This window comes from Streptomyces sp. NBC_00258 (genome assembly GCF_036182465.1).
Classification (GTDB): domain Bacteria; phylum Actinomycetota; class Actinomycetes; order Streptomycetales; family Streptomycetaceae; genus Streptomyces.
The window spans coordinates 4652196-4677515 of record NZ_CP108081.1; the positions used below are offsets into that span (position 1 = coordinate 4652196).

General features: G+C 71.4%; 20 protein-coding genes. 10 read left to right on the top strand and 10 right to left on the bottom strand.

The window, feature by feature from the left end:
* Positions 1-92: 92 nt before the first annotated feature.
* Entirely contained in the window at positions 93-458 is a 366-nt protein-coding gene (locus OG718_RS20605) for an MGMT family protein (RefSeq protein WP_143636505.1), read from the bottom strand.
* Between the two features lie 185 nt (positions 459-643).
* Between OG718_RS20605 and OG718_RS20610 the strand changes: the two genes are divergently transcribed.
* From OG718_RS20610 to OG718_RS20620, 3 genes are all read left to right on the top strand, one after another.
* Positions 644-3460 (top strand): lysylphosphatidylglycerol synthase transmembrane domain-containing protein, encoded by a 2817-nt coding sequence (locus OG718_RS20610; RefSeq protein WP_143636507.1) that lies wholly within the window; start codon positions 644-646, stop codon positions 3458-3460.
* Between the two features lie 127 nt (positions 3461-3587).
* Positions 3588-5138 carry an alpha/beta hydrolase gene (locus OG718_RS20615; RefSeq protein ID WP_328844766.1) on the top strand — a complete coding sequence of 517 codons (1551 nt, stop codon included), beginning with the start codon at positions 3588-3590 and terminating at the stop codon, positions 5136-5138.
* Positions 5139-5256: 118 nt separating this feature from the next.
* Positions 5257-6801 (top strand): alpha/beta hydrolase, encoded by a 1545-nt coding sequence (locus tag OG718_RS20620; protein ID WP_143636511.1) that lies wholly within the window; start codon positions 5257-5259, stop codon positions 6799-6801.
* A gap of 155 nt (positions 6802-6956) precedes the next feature.
* Here the strand turns inward: OG718_RS20620 and moeZ are convergent, their stop codons facing one another.
* From moeZ to OG718_RS20655, 7 genes are all read right to left on the bottom strand, one after another.
* Positions 6957-8135 (bottom strand): adenylyltransferase/sulfurtransferase MoeZ, encoded by a 1179-nt coding sequence (moeZ, locus tag OG718_RS20625; protein ID WP_143636513.1) that lies wholly within the window; start codon positions 8133-8135, stop codon positions 6957-6959.
* A 63-nt stretch (positions 8136-8198) separates the two neighbouring features.
* Positions 8199-8957 carry a spherulation-specific family 4 protein gene (locus OG718_RS20630; RefSeq protein WP_143636515.1) on the bottom strand — a complete coding sequence of 253 codons (759 nt, stop codon included), beginning with the start codon at positions 8955-8957 and terminating at the stop codon, positions 8199-8201.
* Positions 8945-9904, bottom strand: coding sequence for an NAD-dependent epimerase/dehydratase family protein (locus OG718_RS20635; RefSeq protein WP_055610539.1), 960 nt, complete (start codon positions 9902-9904; stop codon positions 8945-8947). Before OG718_RS20635 ends, OG718_RS20630 begins: the two co-directional genes overlap by 13 nt.
* A 147-nt stretch (positions 9905-10051) precedes the next feature.
* On the bottom strand, positions 10052-11734 hold the full coding sequence (locus tag OG718_RS20640) for a hypothetical protein (protein WP_328844767.1): 1683 nt from the start codon (positions 11732-11734) through the stop codon (positions 10052-10054).
* Positions 11728-13587 (bottom strand): DUF3492 domain-containing protein, encoded by a 1860-nt coding sequence (locus OG718_RS20645; RefSeq protein WP_328844768.1) that lies wholly within the window; start codon positions 13585-13587, stop codon positions 11728-11730. The genes OG718_RS20640 and OG718_RS20645 overlap by 7 nt, the downstream gene beginning before the upstream one ends.
* A 284-nt stretch (positions 13588-13871) precedes the next feature.
* Positions 13872-15725, bottom strand: a complete 1854-nt coding sequence (locus OG718_RS20650; protein ID WP_328844769.1) for a DUF3152 domain-containing protein — start codon at positions 15723-15725, stop codon at positions 13872-13874.
* An 8-nt stretch (positions 15726-15733) separates the two neighbouring features.
* Positions 15734-16723, bottom strand: coding sequence for an alpha/beta fold hydrolase (locus OG718_RS20655; RefSeq protein WP_306938144.1), 990 nt, complete (start codon positions 16721-16723; stop codon positions 15734-15736).
* Positions 16724-17009: 286 nt separating this feature from the next.
* On the opposite strand from OG718_RS20655, the gene OG718_RS20660 reads away from it, so the two are divergent.
* The 4 genes from OG718_RS20660 to OG718_RS20675 all read left to right on the top strand — a co-directional run bounded on the left by OG718_RS20660 (position 17010) and on the right by OG718_RS20675 (position 18946).
* Positions 17010-17225, top strand: coding sequence for a hypothetical protein (locus OG718_RS20660; protein ID WP_143636523.1), 216 nt, complete (start codon positions 17010-17012; stop codon positions 17223-17225).
* Between the two features lie 195 nt (positions 17226-17420).
* Complete coding sequence (locus OG718_RS20665; protein ID WP_143636525.1) at positions 17421-18062, top strand: TetR/AcrR family transcriptional regulator; 642 nt, start codon at positions 17421-17423, stop codon at positions 18060-18062.
* A gap of 205 nt (positions 18063-18267) precedes the next feature.
* A complete protein-coding gene (locus tag OG718_RS20670; protein ID WP_055610545.1) occupies positions 18268-18495 on the top strand; it encodes a DUF3107 domain-containing protein in 228 nt (75 codons plus the stop codon).
* A 181-nt stretch (positions 18496-18676) separates the two neighbouring features.
* Complete coding sequence (locus OG718_RS20675) at positions 18677-18946, top strand: hypothetical protein (protein WP_143636527.1); 270 nt, start codon at positions 18677-18679, stop codon at positions 18944-18946.
* A 136-nt stretch (positions 18947-19082) separates the two neighbouring features.
* Here OG718_RS20675 and OG718_RS20680 read toward each other — a convergent pair whose 3' ends face one another.
* Complete coding sequence (locus tag OG718_RS20680) at positions 19083-19820, bottom strand: ferritin-like fold-containing protein (protein WP_143636528.1); 738 nt, start codon at positions 19818-19820, stop codon at positions 19083-19085.
* Positions 19821-20299: 479 nt separating this feature from the next.
* On the opposite strand from OG718_RS20680, the gene OG718_RS20685 reads away from it, so the two are divergent.
* A complete protein-coding gene (locus OG718_RS20685; RefSeq protein WP_328844770.1) occupies positions 20300-22813 on the top strand; it encodes a DEAD/DEAH box helicase in 2514 nt (837 codons plus the stop codon).
* Between the two features lie 247 nt (positions 22814-23060).
* A complete protein-coding gene (locus OG718_RS20690; RefSeq protein ID WP_328844771.1) occupies positions 23061-23930 on the top strand; it encodes an alpha/beta fold hydrolase in 870 nt (289 codons plus the stop codon).
* Positions 23931-24036: 106 nt separating this feature from the next.
* Here the strand turns inward: OG718_RS20690 and OG718_RS20695 are convergent, their stop codons facing one another.
* Positions 24037-24939: an NYN domain-containing protein gene (locus OG718_RS20695; RefSeq protein WP_143636536.1), complete on the bottom strand. Its 903-nt coding sequence runs from the start codon at positions 24937-24939 to the stop codon at positions 24037-24039.
* A gap of 226 nt (positions 24940-25165) precedes the next feature.
* Here OG718_RS20695 and OG718_RS20700 point away from each other — a divergent pair, with 226 nt between their 5' ends.
* Positions 25166-25318 carry a hypothetical protein gene (locus OG718_RS20700; RefSeq protein WP_143636538.1) on the top strand — a complete coding sequence of 51 codons (153 nt, stop codon included), beginning with the start codon at positions 25166-25168 and terminating at the stop codon, positions 25316-25318.
* Positions 25319-25320 lie beyond the last annotated feature (2 nt).

Consider the following 25320-nt stretch of genomic DNA (forward strand, 5'->3'; position numbering starts at 1 on the left):
CGCCCCACGAACGTACGGCATGTCACGGACGTGCCCCGCTTCCCCCGTACGGGCCACCGGTACCCCTCCCGACCATCCAATGCCGGAAGCTGTCAGGTGTGACTCTCCGTGCGCCCGCCGCCGTCCCACCGGGCCCGTTTCATGTCGACCCGCGGGAGATGGCCCTCGGATGCTCTGCTCGCCTCCTTCAGCGGCGTGCCCTCCGCGCGGTAGTGGCCGAGCGCCTCCAGCTCGTGGCCGGGGAGCAGCTTGCCGTCCGCGCGTATGACCCGCCACCAGGGAACGGCTCCTCCGTAGAGGGCCATGACGCGGCCGACCTGTCGGGGCCCGCCCTCCTCCAGCCATTCGGCGACATCTCCGTACGTCATGACACGCCCGGGCGGGATCAACTCGGCGACGTCGAGGACCCGCTCCGCGTACTCCGGCAGGGCGTCCGCCGGAAGGCTCTGCTCGCTCATCCGGCCCATCCTGCCCCAGAGCACCGACATTGTGACGCGGTGGCGACTGTGCGTATCCCTCGCCCCGGAGCAGCGCTTGAGGCAGACTGTGCGACCCCGCATTGCACCCTGATGCCCCCCTGTGTCGGCGGGGCATGCCACCATCGTGCGGGCGGTTACTGGTGATACGAGATCAAGAAGAGACGATGAAACAGCAGGGCGTGCACCCCGAAGACGCGGAGGGCACCTCTGAGGTTTCGTCGCGCCCGGACACCGGCGACGACACGGACGAGCGCACCGCGAACGCGTCCGAGAAGGCCGATCTGACCAAGAAGACGGACCCCGACGGACGAGCCGACGGGCAGGCGGACGCGCACGAGGAGAGGGGCGACGAGGCGGCGGACTGCGCCGACGACGCCCACAGCGAAGAGGTCGAGGGCGACGAACCGCTGCTCCCCGCGCGCGTGCACCGCCCTTCCGACCTGATGCGTCTCCTGGTGGGCGTGCTCGCGATCGCCCTGTTGCTGGCGATCGCCGCGTTCGCGCACGGCACGACGTCGGGGCTGGCACAGGACATCAACAAGGGCACCGACGAGGCACCCGACCTGCTGATCAAGATCGCGGGGCTCGCGTCGAGCATCGCGATCCTGCTGGTGCCGGTCGCGTTCGCCATCGAGCGGCTGATCAAGCGCGACGGGCTGCGCATCGCCGACGGTGTGCTGGCCGCGGTCCTCGCACACGGAGTGACACTCGCCACCGACCTGTGGGTCGCCAAGGCGGCACCGGGCTCGATCCAGAAGGCGCTCACACAGCCCTCCCCCGGCGACATCCACGCCCTCACCGACCCGGTGCACGGCTATCTCGCGCCGGTCATCGCGTACATGACGGCCGTCGGCATGTCGCGCCGGCCACGCTGGCGCGCGGTGCTGTGGGTCGTGCTGATGCTCGACGCCTTCTCCATGCTGGTCACCGGCTACACGACCCCGTTCTCGATCATCCTGACCGTGCTGATCGGCTGGAGCGTGGCGTACGGGACGCTGTACGCGGTCGGCTCGCCGAACGTGCGGCCCACGGGGCGGACCCTGATGGCGGGCCTGCGGCACGTCGGCTTCCACCCGGTGAGCGCGGCCAGGGACGAGACTCCGGAGGCCCTGGACGGCGACCGTGGCCGCCGGTACTTCGTGACGCTCCAGGACGGTCCACCGCTGGACGTCACAGTGGTCGACCGCGAGCAGCAGGCACAGGGCTTCTTCTACCGCGTGTGGCGCCGTCTGACGCTGCGGGGCATCACCACGCGGCGCAGCCTCCAGTCACTGCGCCAGGCTCTGGAGCAGGAGGCCCTCCTCGCGTACGCGGCCATCGCGGCCGGAGCCAACGCGCCCAAGCTGATCGCGACCTCCGAACTGGGCCCCGACGCCGTGATGCTGGTCTACGAGCACACCGGTGGTCGCACGCTCGACTCGCTGCCGGACGAGGACATCACCGACGAGCTGCTCCGGGACACCTGGCACCAGGTACAGGCGCTGCAGTCCCGGCGCATCGCGCACCGCAGGCTCGCCGGCGACGCGATCCTGGTGGATCGTTCCGGCACGGTGATCCTCACGGATCTGCGCAACGGCGAGATCGCCGCCGGTGAGCTGCTGCTGCGCATGGACGTCGCCCAGCTGGTGACCACGCTCGGCCTGCGGATCGGCGCGGAGCGCGCGGTGGCGTCGGCCGTCGGGGTCCTCGGCCCGGACGCGGTCGCGGACTGTCTGCCCATGCTGCAGCCCATCGCGCTCACGCGCTCCCACCGCGCGACGCTGCGGAAGCTGGCCAGGGAGCGGTCGGAGCGCGAGCGCGAGGCCGTTCTGGAAGCCTCCCGGCAGGCCAAGCTGGCCCGCGCCGAGGAGCACGAGCACACCTCCGAGGCGACCAGGCCCGTCCTGGAGAAGCCCGACAAGAAGGCCGCACGCGCGGAACAGCGGGCCGAGAAGCGCGCCATCGACGACGCTCTGGAGGAGGCGCGCGAGGAGGATCTGCTCACCCAGATCCGCCACCAGGTGCTCCTGATCAGGCCGCAGGCGCCGGTCGAACCGGCCCGTCTGGAGCGCATCCGGCCTCGCACCCTGATCAGTTTCATCGCGGGCGCGTTCGGCGCGTACTTCCTGCTGACGCAGCTCACGCACATCGAGTTCGGCACGCTCTTCGACGAAGCCGAGTGGGGCTGGGTCGCCGCGGCCGTGCTCTTCTCGATGCTGAGCTACTTCGCGGCGGCCATGAGCCTGCTGGGCTTCGTGCCCGAGCGGGTGCCGTTCATGCGGACCGTGGCCGCGCAGGTAGCCGGGTCCTTCGTGAAGATCGTCGCGCCCGCGGCAGTGGGCGGTGTCGCCCTCAACACGCGGTTCCTCCAGCGCTCGGGGGTACGGCCCGGGCTCGCGGTGGCGAGTGTCGGCGCGTCGCAGCTGTTCGGGCTCGGCTGCCACATCCTGATGCTGCTCTCCTTCGGCTATCTGACGGGTACCGAAAAGACACCCTCCTTGTCGCCGTCCAGGACCGTCATCGCGGGTCTGCTGACCGTCGCGGTCCTCGTCCTCGTGGTGACCTCGGTGCCGTTCCTGCGCAAATTCGTCGTCACGCGCGTGAGGTCGCTTTTCGCGGGAGTCGTGCCGCGCATGCTGGATGTGCTGCAGCGGCCTCAGAAGCTCCTCACCGGCATCGGCGGCATGCTCCTGCTGACGGCCTGCTTCGTGATGTGCCTCGACGCGTCGGTCCGGGCGTTCGGGACCGAGGGCATGCCCTCGCTGAGCATCGCCAGCGTCGCCGTGGTCTTCCTCGCCGGAAACGCGCTCGGCTCCGCGGCGCCCACCCCGGGTGGCGTGGGCGCTGTCGAGGCGACCCTGACGGTCGGTCTGATCGCCGTCGGACTCCCCAGCGAGGTCGCGGCGCCCGCCGTCCTCCTCTACCGCCTGCTCACACTGTGGCTGCCCGTGCTGCCGGGGTGGCTGTTCTTCAACCACCTGACGCGCAAGGGCGCGCTCTGACCCCTGGGGACGGCCCCTGGGCTGGCCGCTGGGACACCAGAGCACGCTCCGCAGACGGACGTCGGGGCTCTCACCCGCACGGCCCGTGCCCCGAGCGCCCCGCCCTGGGCGACCTCAGGATGGGAGCATGCCGAACCCTTCCCCGCTGCGGGCCGCCGCCCTGACCGCCACCGCCGTTCTGCTGTCGGCGGCCCTCGCCGGCTGCGGCGGCGACGGTGACTCCAAGGACGAGGACCTGTCGGCGCAGAAGCTGAGCTGGAAGGACTGCCCGGAGCCCTCCGAGGCCGAGGGCGGCGGAGACGCCCCGTCGCCCCTTCCGGACGGTGACACGTGGAAATGCGCGACCCTGAAGGCGCCCCTCGACTGGGACAAGCCCAAAGGGGACACGATCGGGCTGGCACTGATCCGCGCGGAGGCCAGCGGCGCCAAGGACAAGCGCATCGGCTCACTGGTCTTCAACTTCGGCGGCCCGGGCGGCTCGGGCGTGACCACGCTCCCCGCGTTCGGCCAGGACTACGAGCAACTGCGCACCCGCTACGACCTGGTCAGCTTCGACCCCCGGGGCGTCGGCCGCAGCGCGGGCGTGAAGTGCGAGAGCAACGAACAGCTCGACGAGTACTTCCAGCAGGACGCCACCCCCGACGACACCGCCGAGCAGAAGACGCTCCTGGACAACACCCAGGAGTTCAACGCGGCTTGCGAGAAGAACTCCGGCAAGACCCTCCCGTACGTACGCACCACCGACGCGGCCCGCGACATGGACCTGATGCGGCAGGTTCTCGGCGACGACAAGCTGCACTACTTCGGCATCTCGTACGGCACGGAACTGGGCGGCGTGTACGCCCACTTGTTCCCCAAGAAGGTGGGGCGGGCTGTCTTCGACGCGGTCGTGGACCCGACTCAGAACTCGGAGCAGGGGTCCCTCGGGCAGGCCAAGGGCTTCCAGCTCGCGCTCGACAACTTCGCCGAGGACTGCACGTCGAAGACGGAGGACTGCCCGCTCGGCGACAGCGCCCAGGACGTCAAGGACCGGATCGCCGAACTGCTCAAGGACCTCGACAGCAAGCCCATCCCGGGCGTCTTCCCCCGTCAGCTGACCCAGACCGCCGCCACCAGCGGCATCGCGCAGTCCCTGTACTCGAAGGACTTCTGGGAGTACCTCACCGAGGGACTCCAGCAGGCGTACGACGGTGACGGCAGGGTGCTGATGCTGCTGGCCGACTCGATGAACGGCCGCAACCAGGACGGCGAGTACAGCAACATCGCCGCCGCCAACGTCTCCATCAACTGCGCCGACGACAAGCCCCGCTACACCACCGCCGACGTGCAGGCGAAGCTCCCGGAGTTCCGCGAGGCCTCTCCGCTCTTCGGCGACTACCTGGCGTGGGGCCTGGTCGGCTGCACCGACTGGGCGGTGGCGGGCGCCGCCGACCACCCGGACGTGAGCGCGCCGGGCTCGGCGCCGATCCTCGTGGTCGGCAACACCGGCGACCCGGCGACGCCCTACGAGGGCGCCCGCAGGATGGTGGACTCGCTCGGCAAGGGCGTCGGCGTGGAGCTGACGTACAAGGGCCAGGGGCACGGGTCGTACGACAGCGGGAACAAGTGCGTGCGCGACGCCGTGAACGGCTACCTGCTGAACGGCAAGGTCCCGCCGACCGGCAAGATCTGCTCGTGAAGTAGCAGGTCAGACGGTTATCCACAGGGCATCACGGCGCTCGCGGCCATCTGCCTACTATTGCCTGACTGTCATCCGCGACATCCGGCGGACGACGCCCGCGAGGGGGGAAGTGTTCATGGCGCGTATCGCACGGTGGACGGCTGTGGCCGCCGCCGCGTTGCTGGTGGCCGGCTGCAGCGGCTCGTCCGGGAGCGATGAGGACGAGAGCAAGGACGACGGAAGGCCGCCTGCCGCGGCGCCCTCCGACACCACCGGGCTGCCCGCTTCCCTCACTTCGCAGAAGCTCGACTGGGAAGGCTGCAAGGCCACGGAGACCGGCGCCGCGCCGGGCGGCGACTGGCGGTGTGCGACGCTCAAGGTGCCGCTGGACTGGTCGAAGCCGAAGGGCGAGACCATCGGCATAGCGCTGATCCGCAGCGAGTCGAGCGGCTCCTCGGACGAGCGCCTCGGCTCGCTGCTGTTCAACTTCGGCGGCCCGGGCGGCTCGGGCGTCGACTACCTGCCGCCGTACGGGCCCACGTTCGCCGAGCTCCACAAGCGGTACGACCTGGTGAGCTGGGACCCGCGCGGCGTCGCGGCCAGCGAGGGTGTGCGCTGCCGCGACAACAAGGAGATCGAGACGGCCGAGTCGGTCGACACCACTCCGGACACCTCCGCCGAGGAGACCACGTTCCTCAACGACGCGGCCGACTTCGGCAAGGGCTGTGAGGAGTCGGCGGGCAAGCTCATGGAGCACGTCTCGACGACCGACACGGCCCGGGACATGGACCTGATGCGCCATGTCCTCGGCGACCAGAAGCTGCACTACTTCGGCATCTCGTACGGCACGGAACTGGGCGGCGTGTACGCCCACTTGTTCCCCAAGAACGTGGGGCGCCTGCTCCTCGACGCGGTCGTCGACCCGAGCGCGGGCACGGTGGGCCACGCCAAGAACCAGGCCAAGGGTTTCCAGCGCGCCCTGGAGGACTACCTCAAGTCGACGGGCCAGGACCCGCAGGAGGGCTCCCAGAAGATCGTGGATCTGCTGAAGCGGATCGACTCCGAGCCGCTGCCGACGGCGAGCGGCCGCGACCTCACCCAGCAGCTGGCCCTCACGGGCGTCATCTACCCGCTCTACAGCAAGTCGTCCTGGCCCGCGCTCACCAGCGCACTCGAAGCGGCCGAGGACGGCGACGGTACGGAACTGCTCGCACAGGCCGACGGCTACAACGACCGTGACGCGTCGGGGCGCTACGGCACGACGACGCATTCACAACGGGTCATATCGTGCTTGGACGACAAGGAGCGGCCGACGCCCGAGGAGGCGAAGGCGCTGCTCCCCGAGTTCCGGAAGATCTCGCCGGTCTTCGGCGATTCGATGGGCTGGGACACGGCGGGCTGGTGTCACGACTGGCCGGTGGCCGGCCAGCACGAGACGGCGGAGGTGAGCGCCCCCGGCGCGGAGCCCGTCCTGGTGGTGGGCAACACCGGCGACCCGGCGACGCCGTACGAGGGTGCCCGCAAGATGGCCGACGAGTTGGGCAAGGGCGTCGGTGTGCAGCTCACCTGGAAGGGCGAGGGACACGGGGCGTACGGGAGCGGCAGCGACTGTGTCGACAGCACGGTGAACGACTACCTGCTGGACGGGAAGGTGCCGCAGGACGGCAAGGTCTGCGAGTAGAGATCCGGGCGGCCCCGACGGGAGCGATCCCGACCCGGGCCGTCCTGACCACCGAAGTCCCGACCACCGCAGTCCCGACCGGGGCAACGGAAAGGGGCCCGGCACACCCGGTGCCGAGCCCCTCGCCGCAAGGACTGTGCCTGCGAAGCCTGTCCCTAGTAGATGGGCTTCTCCGGCTCGATCTGGTTGACCCAGCCGATCACGCCGCCGCCCACGTGCACGGCGTCCGCGAAACCGGCCGACTTGAGGACCGCGAGGACCTCCGCGCTGCGGACACCCGTCTTGCAGTGCAGGACGATCTTCTTGTCCTGCGGGAGGGTCTCCAGGGCGGTGCCCATGAGGAACTCGTTCTTCGGGATCAGCTTGGCGCCGGGGATCGAGACGATCTCGTACTCGTTGATCTCGCGGACGTCGATGATCTCGATGTTCTCGCCGTCGTCGATCCACTCCTTGAGCTGCTTGGGAGTGATCGTCGAGCCGGCGGCCGCCTCCTGGGCCTCCTCGGAGACGACGCCGCAGAAGGCCTCGTAGTCGATGAGCTCGGTGACGGTGGGGTTCTCGCCGCAGACCGCGCAGTTCGGGTCCTTGCGGACCTTGACCTGGCGGTACTGCATTTCCAGGGCGTCGTAGATCATCAGGCGGCCGAGGAGCGGCTCGCCGATGCCCGCGAGGAGCTTGATGGCCTCGTTGACCTGGATGGAACCGATGGACGCGCACAGCACACCGAGGACGCCGCCCTCGGCGCAGGAGGGGACCATGCCCGGGGGCGGGGGCTCCGGGTAGAGGCAGCGGTAGCAGGGGCCGTGCTCGGACCAGAAGACGGAGGCCTGGCCGTCGAAGCGGTAGATGGAGCCCCACACGTACGGCTTGTTGAGCAGCACGCACGCGTCGTTGACCAGGTAGCGGGTCGCGAAGTTGTCCGTGCCGTCGACGATCAGGTCGTACTGGCTGAAGATGTCCATCACGTTCTCGGCCTCGAGCCGCTCTTCGTGAAGGACGACGTTCACGTACGGGTTGATGCCCAGCACGCTGTCGCGGGCCGACTCGGCCTTGGAGCGGCCGATGTCCGCCTGGCTGTGGATGATCTGGCGCTGCAGGTTCGACTCGTCGACCTCGTCGAACTCCACGATGCCGAGCGTGCCCACGCCGGCGGCGGCCAGGTACATCAGCGCCGGCGAGCCCAGGCCGCCGGCGCCCACACAGAGCACCTTGGCGTTCTTCAGCCGCTTCTGCCCGTCCATGCCCACGTCGGGGATGATCAGGTGGCGGGAGTACCTGCGGACCTCGTCTACGGTGAGCTCAGCAGCTGGCTCGACCAGGGGTGGCAGCGACACGGGGACTCCGTTGGTCGGTCAATCACTACAGTTGTTCTCCCCGTAACACTGCCACGCCCTTCTTCATTCCGAGACACCCGTTCCGATCCGCGAGACGATTTCGTCCCAGTAGCCGGGCATGCTCTCCCAGGGGTCGGCCGAACCCCCGCGATCCGTGCGGTCGGTGAAGTAGATCGTCGAGGCGCCCTGCCATCGGGCGATGCGCAGCGCCTCGTCGAGATGGCCCCGGGGCACGCTGTGCACGAAGTGGCAGAAGCGCTCGGGTGGGTACTCGGCGGTCCACTCGGCCACCTGCGACCAGCGGTAATCGCTCCAGGGGCCGGCGAAGGTCACCAACTGGTCGGCGGCCTCGGCATATCCGGGATACGGGTGGGTGCCGTGTCCGAGCACGATGTGGCCCTCGTGGCCCTCGCCGAAGAGCGCGCGCAGGGTGGTGGCCTTACGACGGACCTCGGGCAGTGCTGTCCGCTCCGTGGGACAGCGGTCCAGGAGGAAGCCGTCGACCTGGTACCAGTCGAGATAGCGGTGCGCGTCGGAGACGAGCTCACCGAAGGCTCGTGCGCCGTACGTCATGTCCAGGTGGCCGAGGACCCGGACACCCGCGTTGCGCAGACGTCCGGCCGCTTCCAGGCAGCGGGGGTCGGGGCGGGTGCCGGGGCCGTCGGCGACGTTCAGGACGACCCAGTGCAAGGGGGTTCCGGGGCGGGTGAGTTCGCCCCACTCGACCGGGGCGACAAGGGGGTGCGCATAGCCGGGGATACCGAAGCCGACCCGTAAGTCGGTGCTCGCGGTGCCCGTTGCGGTGCTGGTCAGATGCGGCATGCCGCCTCCATCCAGATGTCGGCGAGGGATTCCTCGAGGTTGATCCGGGGGCGCCAGCCGAGCCGGTCGCGTGCGGTGCGCACGTCGGCCTGCTGCCAGCTGCCGCAGCCGTCCGGGTAGGGGTAGGCGGCCGGGGCCGTGTGCTCCGCTTCGGAGCGGGGGTGGCCGATGGACGGCCTGACCGGGACGGGTGGTCCGTCGAGTTCGTGCAGGGCACCGCCGTAGCCGGCGACGCGTGCGAGGACGGAGGCGGCGTCGCGGAGGCGTACGGCACGACCGGATCCGATGTTGATGACGCCCTGCGCGGCGGAGAGGGAGGCGGCATGGACGGCACGGGCGACGTCGCGTACGTCGATGAAGTCGCGTTGGACACCCAGGCCACCGAGTTTGAGTTCGCCGTCGCCGGACTGCATGGCGCGGCGCATGGCCTCGGCGAGGCGGCCGAGGGGCGATCCTGCCGGGGTGCCGGGTCCGGCGGGCGAGAACACCCGCAGGACGACGGCGTCGAGGCCGGACCCGAGGACGAGTTCGGTGGCGGCGAGCTTGCTGACGCCGTACGGGCCGCCGGGGCGGGGCACGGCGTCCTCGGCCGTGGAGGAGCCGGGCTGGCTGGGGCCGTACTCCGCGCCGCAGCCGATCTGCACGAGGCGTGCGCCGCAGCCGCTGCGGCGCAGGGCTTCGCAGACGGTGGCGACGGCGACGGTGTTGTGCCGGGTCAGCTCGCGGGCGCCGCCGCGGGTGGCTCCGGCGCAGTTGACGACTACGCCGGGGTGCACCGCGTCCAGGAAGCGGGTGAGCGCTCCCGGGCTGCCGCTGGCGAGGTCGAAGCGTACGTCCGCGTCGTCGCCCCGGCCGAGCGCGGTGAGCTGCACGGCGGGGTCGGCGAGGAGACGGTCGGCGACGAAGCGGCCCAGGTATCCGTTGGCTCCGATCAGCAGCACCCTCATCGGGCGGCTCCCGGGGCGGATTCTCCGATGCGGAGGGTGATCATCTGGCGTTCTCCTTCAGGGTGTTGCCGTGGGTCGTGCGGAAGGCCCGCGGTGTCGGCCCCGCGGGAAGGGCGCTCGGCGCGGAGGCCTGGCGCCGGGGGCGGTTCACGGCGTGTCGCCGTGTGCCGCGTGGGCCGAGGCCCGGGTGAGGGTCCTGGTCGCGTGGATCAGGAGGACGAGTGCCGCGCCCCCGCACACGAGGGCGGGGACGGATCCCGGCCCCCAGGCGGCGGCCACGGTCTCGACGGGCCGGCCCAGGAGCGCGCAGCCGGGCAGACGGCCCGCGAAGACGCTCACCAGTGCCAGCGCCTCGGCCGTGCCCGCGGCAGCGAGGATGACGGCGGGAGCGTGGGTGAAGCCGTGCACCGTGAGGAGCCGGGCGAGCAGCAGAAGGGCGCCGAGGGCACCGGCCGCGGCGTATGCGGGAGGCTCGCCCAGCCATGCCCCGCTGCCGGCGAGCAGCCCGCCCAGGGCACAGAGGAACAGTCCGAACACGCCCAGGAGCAGGGGCCTCACGGAGGAGGCGAACTCCTCCAGGCCCCGGCTGGTGGCGAGTCGGCGCCGGGCGCGTACGGCGAAGAGGTGGGCGCACCAGGCCGCCGGGACGACGGCCGAAGTGAGGGCGACGACGGACGCGAGGGCGATCGGCCAGGGGCTGTCGGAGCCGCCGGTGGGCGGTCCGTCGGGGCCGCCCTCGATGCCCGCGGCGAGCAGACCGTCGCCGAGGAGTACGTAGGCGAGGAGCCCGCAGGTCCACGCACGCGTGGACGTGGTCGGATGCCACGCGCGTGCGGCGCGCAGCGGGCCGTGGCGTACGGCCGCGCGCAGGCCCATGGAGATGGCGAACACGCCCACGACGGCCACCGCGAGACGCGGCCGTCCCTCCGTGAACCGGAGCCCGGTCACGGTCGCCGCGCAGAGGGCGCCCGGCAGCAGGGTGAGCAGCGCCCAGTCGGCGCGCACCCTGGGGGTGTCGGGCGCCTCGGTCCGCTGTTCCGTGTCACCGGCGCGGGGCACGCGCGCGTACATCTCCTCGGCGAGCGAGAACACGTCCCGGTGCCGGAAGCGCGTGGCCGTCCGGTCGGTCACACCGTGCGCCTCCAGGCCCGCGGCGATCTCCAGTGGGTCCACCGCGCGCTCGCACAGTTCGCGGTGGCGGTGCATCAGGGCCTTCACGGGGTCGACGGCACCGCGCCGGGCGGAGGGTTTGCGGTCTGCGGCAGCACCTCCCCTGGCGTAGGCGGATGCCTCGCGGTCGAAGCCGGCCGGTTCGCTCCCGTGGGAGGGAGCCCCGCGGACGGCGGACGCGGCCTCGCCCACGCGAGCCGATGGCTTCCGGCCGGAGGCCGAAGCCACACCCACACCCGAGTCCGAGCCGGCACCCGCAGCCGCAGCCGCAGCCGAAACGGCATCCCACCCGAGCCGGGCATCCGCCACCCTCGGCTGTCCGGGCCGGGCGTCCGCGGCTGCGGAGTCGTCGGCCCGCTCCGGGCCCCCGGAATCGACCGGCCGGGCATCCGTGGCCCGCGGCGCCGCACGCCGGGCATCCGTCACTCTCGACGCCCCGCGCCGGGCATCAGCCACCCTCGACTCCCCCAATTGCACGTCCACCACGCGGACTTCTCCCGGCTGGACGTCGACGACCCTCGTCTCGCCCACCTCGGCGTCCGGGGTGCCCGACTCCTCGACGCCGGTCAGCCACTGTTCGGACCTCGCGTCCCATGCCTCGGGGCTTCCCGGAGCCTGGGTGGCGTCCGCGCGCCCGGTCCGTCGCCGTCCGTTCACCACGCCCCCTCCCCCGCGGGCACGGGCTCGCCGGAGGAAGCGGCTCCCGAGGCGGACCCGAGTGGGAGGCCCCGGACCGGCGGTCCCGCCGCCCATCCGGGCCCGGGTCTGCCCGCGACCAGCCGTGTGCCGGCCTCGGCCCACCGCCCCGGCACATGGACCTCGGCCGGTATGGCGAACGGCAGGGGTTCGCCCGAGGCGTCGACGACGACCCGCCGGACCGGACAGCGCGAGACGATCTCCAGGTAAATGCCGTGAAATGCCGTGATGTTCTGCTCGACGGTGAACAGTTCGAGCGCACGCGCGCGTGCCGCCGCGCCGAGGCGCGCACGGCGCTCCGGGTCGCGCAGCAGGGAGACGCACGCCTCGGCGAGCGCCCGCGGATTGCGCGGCGGCACCACGAGACCCGTACCGCCGATGACCTCCACGACCGCGCCGACGTCGGTGGACACGGTGGCGCGTCCGCAGAACATCGCCTCGACGAGGCTGATCGGGAAGCCCTCGACGACGCTGGACAGGACGACGACGGCGCCCGCCTCGTACGCCTCCGGGAGGGTCGGCACCTCCGGTCCGCCGATCTCCTCGAAGGAGACGGGGTTGTCGCCGACGGTGTGCACGCCGTCGGCCTCGTCGGGGAAGAGCTGCGCGGCCAGTGCCTTGCAGTGCGCCAGATAGGTCGCGCCCTCCAGCCCCTCGGCCGGTGCGCCGACGATGCGCAACCGCGTCTTCGGCTCGTCCTTGCGGATCTCCGCGAAGGCGTGCAGCAGCGAGATCAGGTCCTTGGCAGGCTCGATGCGCCCGACCCACACCAGGGTGTACGCGTCGGCGGCCTCGGCACTCTCGCCCACGTCCGAGAAGCGGGACGCCTCCATGCCGGGATAGACCGTACGGATCTTGGCACGGTCGGCGCCGCAGCGCTCCTGCCAGCGGCGGGCGTGCGTGTTGCCGGGCGTGACGATCTCGGCCTGCCGGTACGCCTCGGCGGCGAGCCGGCCGTGGAACGCGGCGAGCAGCGCCCGCGCGGAGGACGAGGCCGCACGGCCCTCCAGATCCTCCCGCGCGCCCAGATAGTGCGCCCGCAGCTGCACGCCGTACTCGGTGACGAGCAGGGGCACGCCCGTGAAGTGCCTCGCCAGGAGACCGGGCAGGGCCGCCGCGCCGCCGGACGTGGCGTGGCACAGGTCGACCGAGCCGAGCCCGTCGTCCTCGTACCAGTCGAGGGACAGCGGTCTCAGCGTGCGCTCCACCTGGGCGGCGACGGTGAGCAGATCCGGAACGCGTGCGCCCCGTGCGGCACGAAGTGCGCCGGGCGCGCGGCAGGCGCGCTCCAGGGCGCGCACAGCGGTCTCGGAGCGCAGGGCGCCGACCAGTCCGCCCTCGTCCCGGGCGAGTTCCGCAAGCCCGTACAGCGCACTGCCGAAACGGTCCGCCACACCCGCGGAAGCGCCCTCGGAAGCACCCCCGACTGCTCCTCCGCCCTCAGCCGTTCCAACGGATCCGGCTGTCGCCGCAGTCCCGGCCGACGCGACAGATCCCCCGAACGCGGCGGATCCCACAGGCGCGTCCCCGGCGCACACGGCCGCCGCCAGCTCTTCGTAGCACTCGGCGAACCGCCGCCGCGCCCGTCGCCCGTATCCGACACCGTCGTCGTCGGCGGTCCACACCGGGGCGGTGCGTACGCGGCTGACCTGGGGCGGGAGCTCGATCCAGCCCTCGTCCTCCTGTTGCTCGCTGCGGCTGAGCGCGTAGATGTCGAACTCGTGCTGCCCGAGCCCGCGCACGAGCCGGTCGCACCAGAGCCTGGCGTCACCGCTCACATACGGATAGCCACCCTCCGTAAGCAGTCCGATGCGCACGAGCGCACCCCCGATCTCCCGTATGGGGAGCCGCCGTTGACCCGGCGGCTCGCAGCGGGACGAACGTATGCGGACATGACGGTGGCGCGATGGACGGTTGTCCATCGCGCCACCAAAAGGGGTGAACGGTCGTAACTTTCCCGTGCGGGTCGCGTTCTGTCGCGCTAAGAGATCAACCGAACACGTTTCGTCATGTCACAGCCCGCCGGTTCCCGACGAAGGGCCGCCAGCTCCAAGCGCCGCCAGTTCCGTCGGTTCCGCCGGTTCCGTCGGTTCCAAGGCCATCAGTTCCCGGGGAAGGCCCACGGGTTGGGCCGGCAGCGGATTCCGTCGTGGTCGAGGAACTTGGTCTGCTGCTGCATGACGGGTGCGAGCGCTCCGTCCACGCTGCAGCTCACATGGCCGAAGCCGAGCCGGTGGCCGATCTCGTGGTTGATCAGCATCTGGCGGTACGCGTACATCTTGTCGCCGTACGTCTCGGAACCCTGGGCCCAGCGGTACGCGTTGATCATCACGCGGTCGGTGGCGGCCGAGTCGCAGGAGACGTTGTCCTCGGTGGTGTCGAGGCCGGACTTGGCGCACCAGAACGCCGTGGTCCCGGGACTCGCCAGGGTGATGACGAAGTCGGGCTTCCCGGAGGAGACCCGCTCGAAGGTACGGCCGCCGTCGTGGGCCCAACTCCGGTCGTCGTTCAGGGTTTTCTGCACGGCCTGCGCGAAGAGCCCACCGTCGAGGCCGAGGTCCTTCTCGACGTCGACGCGGTAGGTGTACTTCCGCCCGGTTCCCGGCGCCTTGTCGAACCCGGGGATCACGTCGAATTCCCCGGAGCCCTTGAGATCGGCCGCCAGGGGATATTTCTTCGCCATCTGCTGGGAGTACGACAACGTGACCGCATCCGCGTCCCCACCCGCCGAAGCGGACGGGACCGGCCGGCTGTCGGTGCGCGACGCCGAGTCCTTGGCCTCCCGGTCGGCGCCCTTCGCGGACTGCGAGCGTACGGAGTCGTCGTCGCGCCCGCCGGTGACCTGCCCGGCCACGACGACGGCAAGGACGGTGGTGACGGCTGCCGCCGCGATGCCGGTGAAGGCCCGGCCCTTGCCTCCCCTGGCCTTCTCGGGCCGCGCATCCGGGGGCTCCTCATCGCCCGGGGGCCTCCTGGGCCCGCCCGGGGCCACCTTGTGCTCGACCTCGTCGTCCCAGACGGTGACGGAGGCGTAAGGGTCCGCGCGAAGCGTCGCCGCGGCGGCCGAACGGGGCGCGAAGGGGTCGTCGCCCTGTTCGAAGGCGTCGACGTAGGCCTGCCGGGGGCCACCGGCTCCGGACCGGGGCGGGGCGAAGCGCTGCCGGGGAACCGTCGGGCCGGACCGGCCCTGCGGCAGCCCTTGACCTTGCCCGGGCCCGGGCCGCACCGCCCCGGGAGGCCCTTGCGGGGATGCCTGTGGCCCTCCGTACCCGGCGCCCGCCGGCGGCCCACCCCTCAAATCGCCCCAGGCACCGCCGGTTTCGCGCTGCTCGGGATGCCCACCGCGGACCCGGGGTACGCCGTGAGCGGGAGTGCCGTCGGGATTACGCGGCATGCCACGGACCGGAGTCCCGTCGGGCAGCCGGGGAAAGCCGTAGGCAGGGGTGCCGTCCTGCATACGCGGAAAACCGTGGGCGGGCGTTCCGTCCTGCATCCGCGGGAATCCGTGCGCCGGAGTCCCGTCGGGGAGGCGCGGAAACCCGTGGGCGGGCGTGCCGTCGGGAAGCCGAGGCCCTCCACCGGCGGGCGCTCCCGCCGACGGGCCGCCGGAGAACCGCGAAGGTCCCCCCGTCGGCGCGCCACCCGCGAATCCCGAGGTCCCACCCGGGGCTCGACGCGGTGCTCCGCCCGGAGGCATCCCACCCCCTGACCGCGGAACTCCCTGCCCCGGCACGCCCTCGGACCCTCGGGGTGCCCACCCCTCGGGCAGCCGGGGCACGCCCTGGTCCGGCGTCCCGCCGGTCTGCGGCTGAGGAGGTTGCTGTCCGTCGGTCCCCCGTCGGCGCCCGGTCCGTTTTCTCTTCTCCGGCTCCGGTTCCGGCCGGGCAGCGGGAACCACGTGTATGTCGGCGGTGTCGCCCTTGGGGGCCGGCCCGCGGCGGCTGTGACGTCCCACGTCCCGCCTCAGCTCCTCGCGCTGGTAGGGCCGGTTTCGGCCAACTCGCCGGTGTCCGCGAGGAGTTCGCGGAAGGCCGTGGCCACGGTCTCCGGGTACTCCATCATCGCCACATGTCCCGCGTCAGGCAACGTCAGCAGCCGCGAGTCGCGAAAGGCGCGTGCCGCCCGCTGGGCCATACGGTACGAGACGAGCTGGTCGCGACCCCCGTAGACGAGGAGCGTCGGCGCGAGCACCCGCTCGGCCTGGCGCCACAGTCCGTGCTGGCCACCCAGCGTGTACGCGTTCACGATGCCGCGTGCCGAGCGCGCCATGGCGTCCCAGAAGTAGGGGAGGGCGAGCCGCCGCTCCATCTCCTCGACCGCGTTGCGGAATCCCTCGGGCGTGACCATGCCGGGGTCGCCGTAACAGAGCGCGGTGACGCCGCGTACGCGCTGTTCGGCCGACCAGTCCTTGGTGAACCTGGTGAACAGGCCCGCCACGCCGGGCAGGGCGAGCAGCGCCGTCGGTACGGCCGTGCGCTGCACCCGGATCTCCGGGAGCGCCGGCGAGACGAGGGTGAGCGTGCGGACGAGATCGGGCCGTACGGCCGCGACGCGTGTCGTGACGGCGCCGCCCATCGAGTTCGCGAAGAGGTGCACGGGACCGCGCTCGGCCGCGTCGAGGTAGCGGATGACCGCGCGTGCGTGCCCGGTCACCGAGTAGTCGCCGTCGTCCGGCGGCGGTGAGTCGCCGAAGCCCGGCAGATCGACGGCCTCGCTGTCCACGAGGCCGTCCAGGAGTGGCATCAGCGCCGACCAGTTCTGCGAGGAACCGCCCAGCCCGTGCACGTACAGCGCGGGCGGCAGCCCCTCCCGCACCGGCGGTCTCGACCGGACCGTCAGCGTGATCCCGGGAAGCCCGACCGTGCGCAGCCGCTCCCCCGCGGCCACCCTGACGGTCCCGACCTTCGGAGCGACGGAAGTGGCCAGCACGGACGGCAGTTCGGTCGAAGACATGCGGCAATGTTACGAGACGATCACGCGCTGGATCGTGTGTTCGCAGTCACAGGGTCCGGTGTCGCACGACGGGCCGGCCGACGCCCGGCCGACGCCCGAGCGGCGGCCGTGCGGCGGCGGGACCGCGACCGGACGGCAGCCGGACCACGGCCGGACTGCGACCGGAGCGCGACCGGACCTCGGCGCGATCGCATAGCGTCCGGATCTCGACTCTCATACGCTTCATAGACGAGGGCACTCGTTACTGGCACAAGAGCGCACTCGCACCCACTCGGGAAGAGGACACATGACCGTCGACCCCACCGACCCCGAGACCATCGAGGAATCCGACGACACCGAGATCGGTGTCGAGGCCCCCGAAGCCGACGCGGCCGAACAGCACGCGGACCTGACACCCCACCGCGACGAATCACTGACCGACGCGGACACGGACAGTGCCAACGAGGCGGACCTCGCGGAACAGGCGAGAGTCGTCGAACTCGACGAGGACGACTACCGCTGAGCCGAGGTGAGGCGAACCGGGACGGAGTCGGAGAAGGAGCGACCGCCCGGTATGCCCCTTCATGAAGGGTTATGCAGGGTTATCACCGGCGTCCGGTCCGTGAAATTCTGCGCTCGCACCGCGCACACCACGGTTACCGAAAAGTACGATGGCCGCGCGGCGCTCACCGCAATGTGGACGATTTTGGGAGGCGGCGTGACAGCCATCGAGCAGACAGAGGCGGCGCGCCCGCGGGGCACACGCCTGCCGCGCCGTGCCCGACGCAACCAGCTCCTCGGCGCTGCCCAGGAAGTGTTTGTCGCGCAGGGATATCACGCGGCCGCGATGGACGACATCGCCGAACGCGCGGGCGTCAGCAAGCCGGTGCTCTACCAGCACTTTCCCGGCAAGCTCGACCTGTACCTCGCCCTGCTGGACCAGCACTGCGAGTCACTGCTGCAGGCCGTACGGGCCGCCCTGGCGTCCACGACGGACAACAAGCTGCGGGTGCGGGCGACCATGGACGCGTACTTCGCGTACGTGGAGGACGACGGCGGCGCGTTCCGCCTGGTCTTCGAGTCGGACCTGACGAACGAACCCGCGGTGCGCGAGCGGGTCGACAAGGTCACGTTCGAGTGTGCGGAGGCGATCTGCGAGGTCATCGCGGAGGACACCGGCCTGTCCAAGGCCGAGTCGATGCTGCTGGCCTCGGGTCTCGGCGGACTCGCCCAGGTGGTGGCCCGCTCCTGGCTGCACAGCGACCGCAGCGTGCCGCGCGACCAGGCGGTGCAGCTGCTGACCTCGCTGGCATGGCGGGGCATCGCCGGTTTCCCGCTGCACGGCAGCGAGCACCACTGACCGCGGAGCACGGAGCACGGAGCACCACGGGACCGGGGCATCACCACTGATCACGGGGGATCACCGCTGACCGCCACTTTGTTCCCACGGGATGTTCGCTCCTGGCGTTCTCGGGCGGAGCATGTACGTCCCCTCACCGGGCTAATGTGTGCTGCGTACGGCGCGGACGAACGCGCACATCAGTGACCGTCGGAGGGACATAGCCGTGGAGGTCAAGATCGGCGTGCAGCACGCGCCCCGCGAGATCGTTCTGGAGAGCGGTCAGACCCCGGAAGAGGTCGAGCGCGCGGTGTCCGAGGCGCTGGCCGGCAAGTCGCAGCTGCTCAGCCTCGTGGACGACCACGGCCGCAAGGTCCTGGTCCCGGCGGACCGCCTCGCCTACGTGGAGCTCGGCGAGCCGACGACGCGCAAGGTGGGCTTCAGCGCGCTGTAAGGCGATGAGAAGGGGCTCGGCGGCAGTTTGCCGCCGAGCCCCTTTTCCATGCTCTCGCCCCTGGTGTCCGTGCTTCACGGATGGAGCACAACTTGCTCACAGAGGAGGATTGCATTCCGCAGGTCACGGGTATGACGGGCTACGACCGAAGTGCACACGGCCGTGCGGGAGGGACCCTTTGATGTTCTTGGAAGCGCTCGGCTCCGCGATCCTCGGTCTGGCACTGGCCTGGGCTGCCGCGTATCGCCTGCCTCACCGCCTGCCCGCTCGCAGCCTCGTCCTCGGGACAGGTGTCGCGGGAGGCCTCTTCGGCGCCTTCCTGACCCACACCGCCCTGGGATCCGTCGGCTTCCTGCCCGTGATGCTCGGCGCGGTGGCGGTCTCGGCGGCGTCCGTCTCCCTGCTCCTACGCCCCGCGGGAAGACTCAGCCGCCACTCGGCGACGGTGTGAGGGACGACGATTGAGGCGCGCCCCTTCTTAGGGGCGCGGGGCTGTGACATATGCGGCTCCGCCGCGTGGGCGCGACCAGTCCCCACGCACCCGCAGAAAACGAACGACCCAAGGAAAACGAACCGGCGCCAAAAAGCTAGGCGGCCAGCCCCAGCGCGGCCATCCGCTTGGTGTGCGCCTCGGTGATCCGCGAGAACATCCGCCCCACCTCGGCGAGATCGAACCCGTCGGCCACCCCACCGACGAGCATCGTCGACAGGGCGTCCCGGTCGGCGACCACCCGCTGGGACTGCGACAGCGCCTCGCCCATCAACCGCCGCGCCCACAGGGCGAGTCGCCCGCCCACCCGCGGATCCGCGTCGATGGCGGCCCGCACCTTCTCGACGGCGAACGACGCGTGCCCGGTGTCGTCGAGCACGGCCAGCACGAGCCCCCGAGTGTCGGAGTCGAGCCGCGCCGCGACCTCCCGGTAGAAGTCACTGGCGATCGAGTCGCCGACGTACGCCTTGACGAGCCCCTCCAGCCAGTCCGAGGGCGCGGTCTGCTTGTGGAAACCGTCGAGCGCGGCGACGAACGGCTCCATGGCCTGCGTCGGCTCCGCCCCGATCTCCGTGAGCCGGGCCCGCAGCTGCTCGAAGTGGTGGAACTCCGCCGACGCCATCTTCGCCAGCTCCGCCTTGTCCGCGAGCGTCGGCGCCAGCTTCGCGTCCTCCGCGAGGCGCTCGAACGCCGCCAGCTCCCCGTACGCCAGCGCTCCGATCAGGTCCACGACCGCGGCGCGGTACTGGGGGTCGACGGAGGCCTTGGCCCAGTCCTGGGCGGCGACTCCGGTGTGAGCGGCAGATGCGTCGGAAGCGTTGTCAGGCGTCGTCATGAAGCGCACAATAGCCCGCCCACCGTACGACGGAAGGCCCTGGTCAATCAGTGTGACGACGGCTACGTGACCAAATCGGCCATCGCATATGCGCGATTCCGGGGTATGGTGGTAATGCGCTCGGTGAGTTGATCTACGTAACTCGACGGGCCGCACGAATGAGGATGCCCGGTCGGTGGCCCGATCGGCTCCGACCAGACAGCCCTCCACGTCGGTACGGCACATTGCGTACGACACCCGGAGGGAACCCTCAGCGGTACGAGAGCTCGAGCGTCGGCAGTGGTCCCATGCCACCCGGCCCGCTGGTCAAGAGCGGCCGACGTCCCCGGCACGGTCCCGACACGACCCCCGCGCTCGCCTCGCACCGCGTACACAGAAGAGGCAGCACCCTGACTACTTTCCGAGACCTCGGGATCCTTCCCGAGACAGCCGAAGCCCTTGAGGCCGTCGGCATCACCAGTCCCTTCCCGATCCAGGAGATGACGCTCCCCGTTGCCCTGACCGGCACCGACGTCATCGGCCAGGCCAAGACCGGCACCGGCAAGACGCTGGGCTTCGGTCTTCCGCTCCTGGAGCGCGTGACCGTTCCCGCGGACGTCGAGGCGGGCCGGGCCAAGCCCGAGCAGCTCACCGAGGCCCCGCAGGCCCTCGTCGTCGTCCCGACGCGCGAGCTGTGCACCCAGGTCACGAACGACCTGCTGACGGCCGGCAAGGTCCGTAACGTACGCGTTCTGGCCATCTACGGCGGCCGGGCGTACGAGCCGCAGGTCGAGGCCCTCAAGAAGGGCGTCGACGTGATCGTCGGCACCCCGGGCCGCCTGCTGGACCTCGCGGGCCAGAAGAAGCTGAACCTGAAGCACATCAAGTCCCTCGTCCTCGACGAGGCCGACGAGATGCTCGACCTGGGCTTCCTGCCCGACGTCGAGAAGATCATCAACATGCTGCCGGCCCGCCGTCAGACGATGCTGTTCTCGGCGACCATGCCGGGCGCGGTCATCGGCCTCGCGCGCCGCTACATGTCGCAGCCCACGCACATCCGCGCCACGGCGCCGGACGACGAGGGCCAGACGGTCCGCAACACCAAGCAGTTCGTCTACCGCGCGCACAACATGGACAAGCCGGAGATGGTCTCGCGGATACTGCAGGCCGACGGCCGCGGTCTCGTGATGGTCTTCTGCCGCACCAAGCGGACGGCGGCGGACCTCGCCGACCAGCTGCAGCAGCGCGGTTTCGCCTCCGGCGCGGTCCACGGCGACCTCGGCCAGGGCGCCCGCGAGCAGGCGCTGCGCGCCTTCCGCAACGGCAAGGTGGACGTGCTCGTCTGCACCGACGTGGCCGCGCGCGGCATCGACGTCGAGGGCGTCACGCACGTCATCAACTACCAGTCCCCCGAGGACGAGAAGACGTACCTGCACCGCATCGGCCGTACGGGCCGCGCGGGTGCCAAGGGCATCGCGATCACCCTCGTCGACTGGGACGACATCCCGCGCTGGCAGCTCATCAACAAGGCGCTGGACCTCGGTCTGAGCGACCCGCCGGAGACGTACTCCACGTCCCCGCGCCTCTACGAAGAGCTGAACATCCCGGCGGGCACCAAGGGTGTCCTGCCGCGTGGCGAGCGCACCCGCGCGGGTCTCTCGGCCGAGGCGGTCGAGGATCTCGGCGAGACCGGCGGGCGTGGTGGCCCGCGCGGCCGCGGTGGCCGTCCCGGCGGCGCCCCGGCCTCGGCCCCGGTCGCCGAGCGCGACCGCGAGCGCCCGGCTCGTACGCCGCGTCGCCGTCGCCGCACCCGCAACGGCACGCCGCTCGACGCCACGGAGCAGCAGACCACGCAGGAGACCGCGGAGTCGGCGCCGGCCGCCGCGGTCACGGAGCCGCGCACGCCGCGTCGCCGTCGTCGTACGCGTGCCGGTGGCGCGTCGGAGGCTGCCGAGACGGCCGTCGCCACGGCCGAGGGCACGGTGGCGGAGGCCGCCGAGCCGACCCCGCCGGCCGAGCCGGTCGCCGGAGAGGCCAAGTCGCGTCGCCGCCGTTCGCGCCGGACCGCGGAAGCCGCTCAGCCCGAGGCCGCCGTCGTCGAGGAGGCCCCCGCGGCCCCCGTCGCCGAGTCGGTCGAGGTGTCCGAGCCGGCGTCCGGGACCAGGCCGCGCCGCCGGACCCGCAAGTCCGCCACGGCCACCACGGCTGCCGAGACCGCTGTGGACACCGCCGAAGGCCCGGTCGTCGAGACGGCGGAGGCCGCCGAGACGAAGCCGCGCCGCCGTACGCGGAAGACCACCGAGGCCCCCGTGGCCGCGGTGGAAGCCACTGTCGAGCCGGTGGAGGCCGTCGAGGCCAAGCCGCGCCGCACCCGCAAGGCGACGACCACGGCAGCCGCTGAGGCCGCCCTGGACACCGCCGAGGCCGCGGAGGCCAAGCCACGCCGCCGTACTCGTAAGGCCGCCGCGTCCGCCGAGGTCGCCGCAGCCGTCGAGGCCGTCGAAGCCGCCATCCCGGCCCAGGTGGCCGAGGAGGCCGAGGCCAAGCCGCGCCGCCGCACCCGCAAGGCCGTCACCGCCGCCACGGTCGCGGAGACCGCTCCGGTGGACGAGGCGCCCGTCGCGGAGGCCAAGCCGCGTCGGCGTACACGCAAGGCCGCCGAGGCCGCGGTGGACACCGCCGAGGGCACGACGGTCGACGCGCCGGCGGCCACGGCGACGAAGCCGCGCCGCACCCGCAAGACCGCGGCAGCCGCAGAGGCCGCCGTGGACACCGCGGAGGCAGCCGAGACGAAGCCCCGCCGCCGCACCACCCGCAAGGTCGCGGTCGCCGAGGCCGACATCCCGGCCCAGGCCACCGAGGCCGCCCCGGCCGAGGCCCCGGTCAAGCCGCGCCGCACCCGCAAGACGGCAGCCACGGCCGCCGTCGCGGACGCGGTCGAGGCCGCCCCCGAGGCCACTCCCCGCCGCCGTGCGCGGAAGACGGCAGCGGCCGCCGAGACGACGGAGAGCTGACGCTCACACCTGACGGCCCGGTCCCCCTTCGGTGGGGCCGGGCCGTCGGCGTTCCCGCACGCGATTGCCGGCCCGTCACCGGCGTTCCCGCACACGATCGCGGGCCTGTCGCCTGCATTCCCGCACACGGTCGCGGGCCCGTCGCCATTCCCGCACACCATCGCGGGCCCGCACCCCCGGCCCGTCGTCCCTCGGCCGTCGCCGCCCGGCATGCCGCTCGAAAGGTTCCCCGGATAGCCTCCTCCTCATGAGCAGGCCCGCCACCTTCGTCCCGCCCCCCGGAACCCGCGCGTATCGGCTCGCCACCGCGCGCGGGGAGTTCGCCGTGATCGAGGCGGGCAGCCCCGAGAGGGGAACCGCACTCCTGCTGCCGGGGTTCACCGGCAGCAAGGAGGACTTCATCTCGCTGCACGAACCGCTGGCCGCGGCCGGGTACCGGACCATCGCCGTGGACGGGCGGGGCCAGTACGAGACGCCGGGGCCGTCGGACGACGAAACGCCTTACGCTCAGGCCGAGTTGGCGCAGGACGTCCTCGCACAGGTCGACGCCCTGACCGACGGCTCGCAGGAGCGCGTCCACCTCGTGGGCCACTCCTTCGGCGGCCAGGTCGCCCGGGCGGCCGTGCTGCTGGACCCGCCCCGTTTCCGCTCGCTCACCCTGATGGCGTCGGGGCCCGCCGAGATCTCCCCCTCCCAGCAGCAGCGCGTGAAGCTCCTGCGGGACGCGCTCGCCGTGATGGACATGGGTCAGGTGTGGGAAGCCATCCAGGCCCTTGAGCCGCCGGAGGACGCCGAGGACGACCTGGACGCCGGTCTGGACGACCAGGACGACCTCAAGCACCGCTGGCTCGGCAACAGCCCGGCCCAACTCATCGCCGCGGGGCGGCAGTTGTGCGAGGAGCCCGACCGGGTGGCCGAGCTGGCCGCCGTCGGGCTGCCCGTCCATGTCCTGTCGGGCGAACGCGACGACACGTGGCCTGTGCCGCTCCTCGACGACATGGCCGTACGCCTCGACGCACACCGCACGATCGTCCACGGGGCCGAGCACTCGCCGAACTCGGACCGGCCGCGGGAGACGGCCGAGGCGCTCGCCGCGTTCTGGGATGGGATGGGCTGACGCTCTGCCGGTGGGTTCTATGACTGCGGGTCGTTCGTGGCTGGTCGCGCAGTTCCCCGCACCCCTGGACGGGGCGCCCCCAGTTCGGCCGGAAGCAGGTGACGGGCTAGTACTGCCCCTGCAAGTGCTCCCAGAAGCCGTCCCGCAGTGACCGTCGCAGGTCCGCCTGGCCCCGCAGCGAGTACTGCAGCAGCCCCTCCGCCTCCACGAGCAGGTCCTGGTCGACGGGACCGGGCAGGTAGGGATGCCCGGGCAGCAGCTCCGCCAGCGCCTCGCGCCCCCGCGCGGCCAGCCACTTCGCGGCGATCTGCGCGCCCACGAACCGCACGTCCTCGCGCGTGGGCCGGCCCGCCGCCGACGTGTCGTACGACGCGGCGGTCCGCCGGGCGACGTACGGCTTGAAGAACTCCAGGTCGAAGGTGCGCTGGCTGTCGACCTCCCAGAGCAGCGGCTCCGCCTGGTTGCGCCCCTCCGGCGCCTCGATGCCCCACAGGTGCACACGGGCCCCGTACCCCTGCGCCGCCTCGACCGCCGAGACCAGGTCCTCGTCGCCGCCGATGAGCGCCGCGTCGCTGATGGCGCGGTGCCGGGCCAGTGACTCCAGGTCGGTACGGATCAGGGAGTCGACGCCCTTCTGCTGGTTGTTGGCGTTGAGGTTGCCGAGCCGGACCTTCACGTCGGGCAGCTCGGCGATGGACTGCTGCTCCGCGGTGTGGATGCGGCGCCGCGCCCCGTCGTACCAGTAGACGCGCAGCAGCCTGCTGTCCGCGAAGATCGTGCGGGCCCGGTCGATGAGCGCCTCGATGAGTCCCTCGGCGTCCAGTTCGAAGGCCCGGCGGTCCTCCGTCCCGGCGACGAGCCGGCCCGCGGCCGCGTAGAGATACCCCGCGTCGACGAAGATCGCATGAGTCGACGGCGTCTTCGCCACCTCGGCGAGCATGCGCTGGAGCAGCTCGTTCGTGCGGTCGATACGCGCACCGAGCACCGCTGGATCGAGGTCGTCATTCATATACGCCTCATTGTCGCAGGCGGTCACGGGACGAACACAACCGGTCCGGAAAACGGTCCAGAAAACGGTTCGGACGCCGATCAGGACACCGGTCGGATACCAGTCAGTAGTTAGCCGTTCGAAAAATTTCTTTAGCGTAGGGAATGTTTGTAACACGCATGCCGTTGGATCCATGTGTAACCAAGTAGTTCTCCTCAGGAGGATGACCAGACGAAGGGAGAAGCCTGTGCGCTTCGAAATCATGCGCCTTGACGACGTCGACGGAACCCCCGTGGACAGCACCGTCGTGGACGCCGCCTCCGTCAACCGGATCGTTCAGCAGGCCGCCGCCATCGGGCAGCGCCTCTGGATCCGACCGGCCAACACCCCGGCGTCATAACG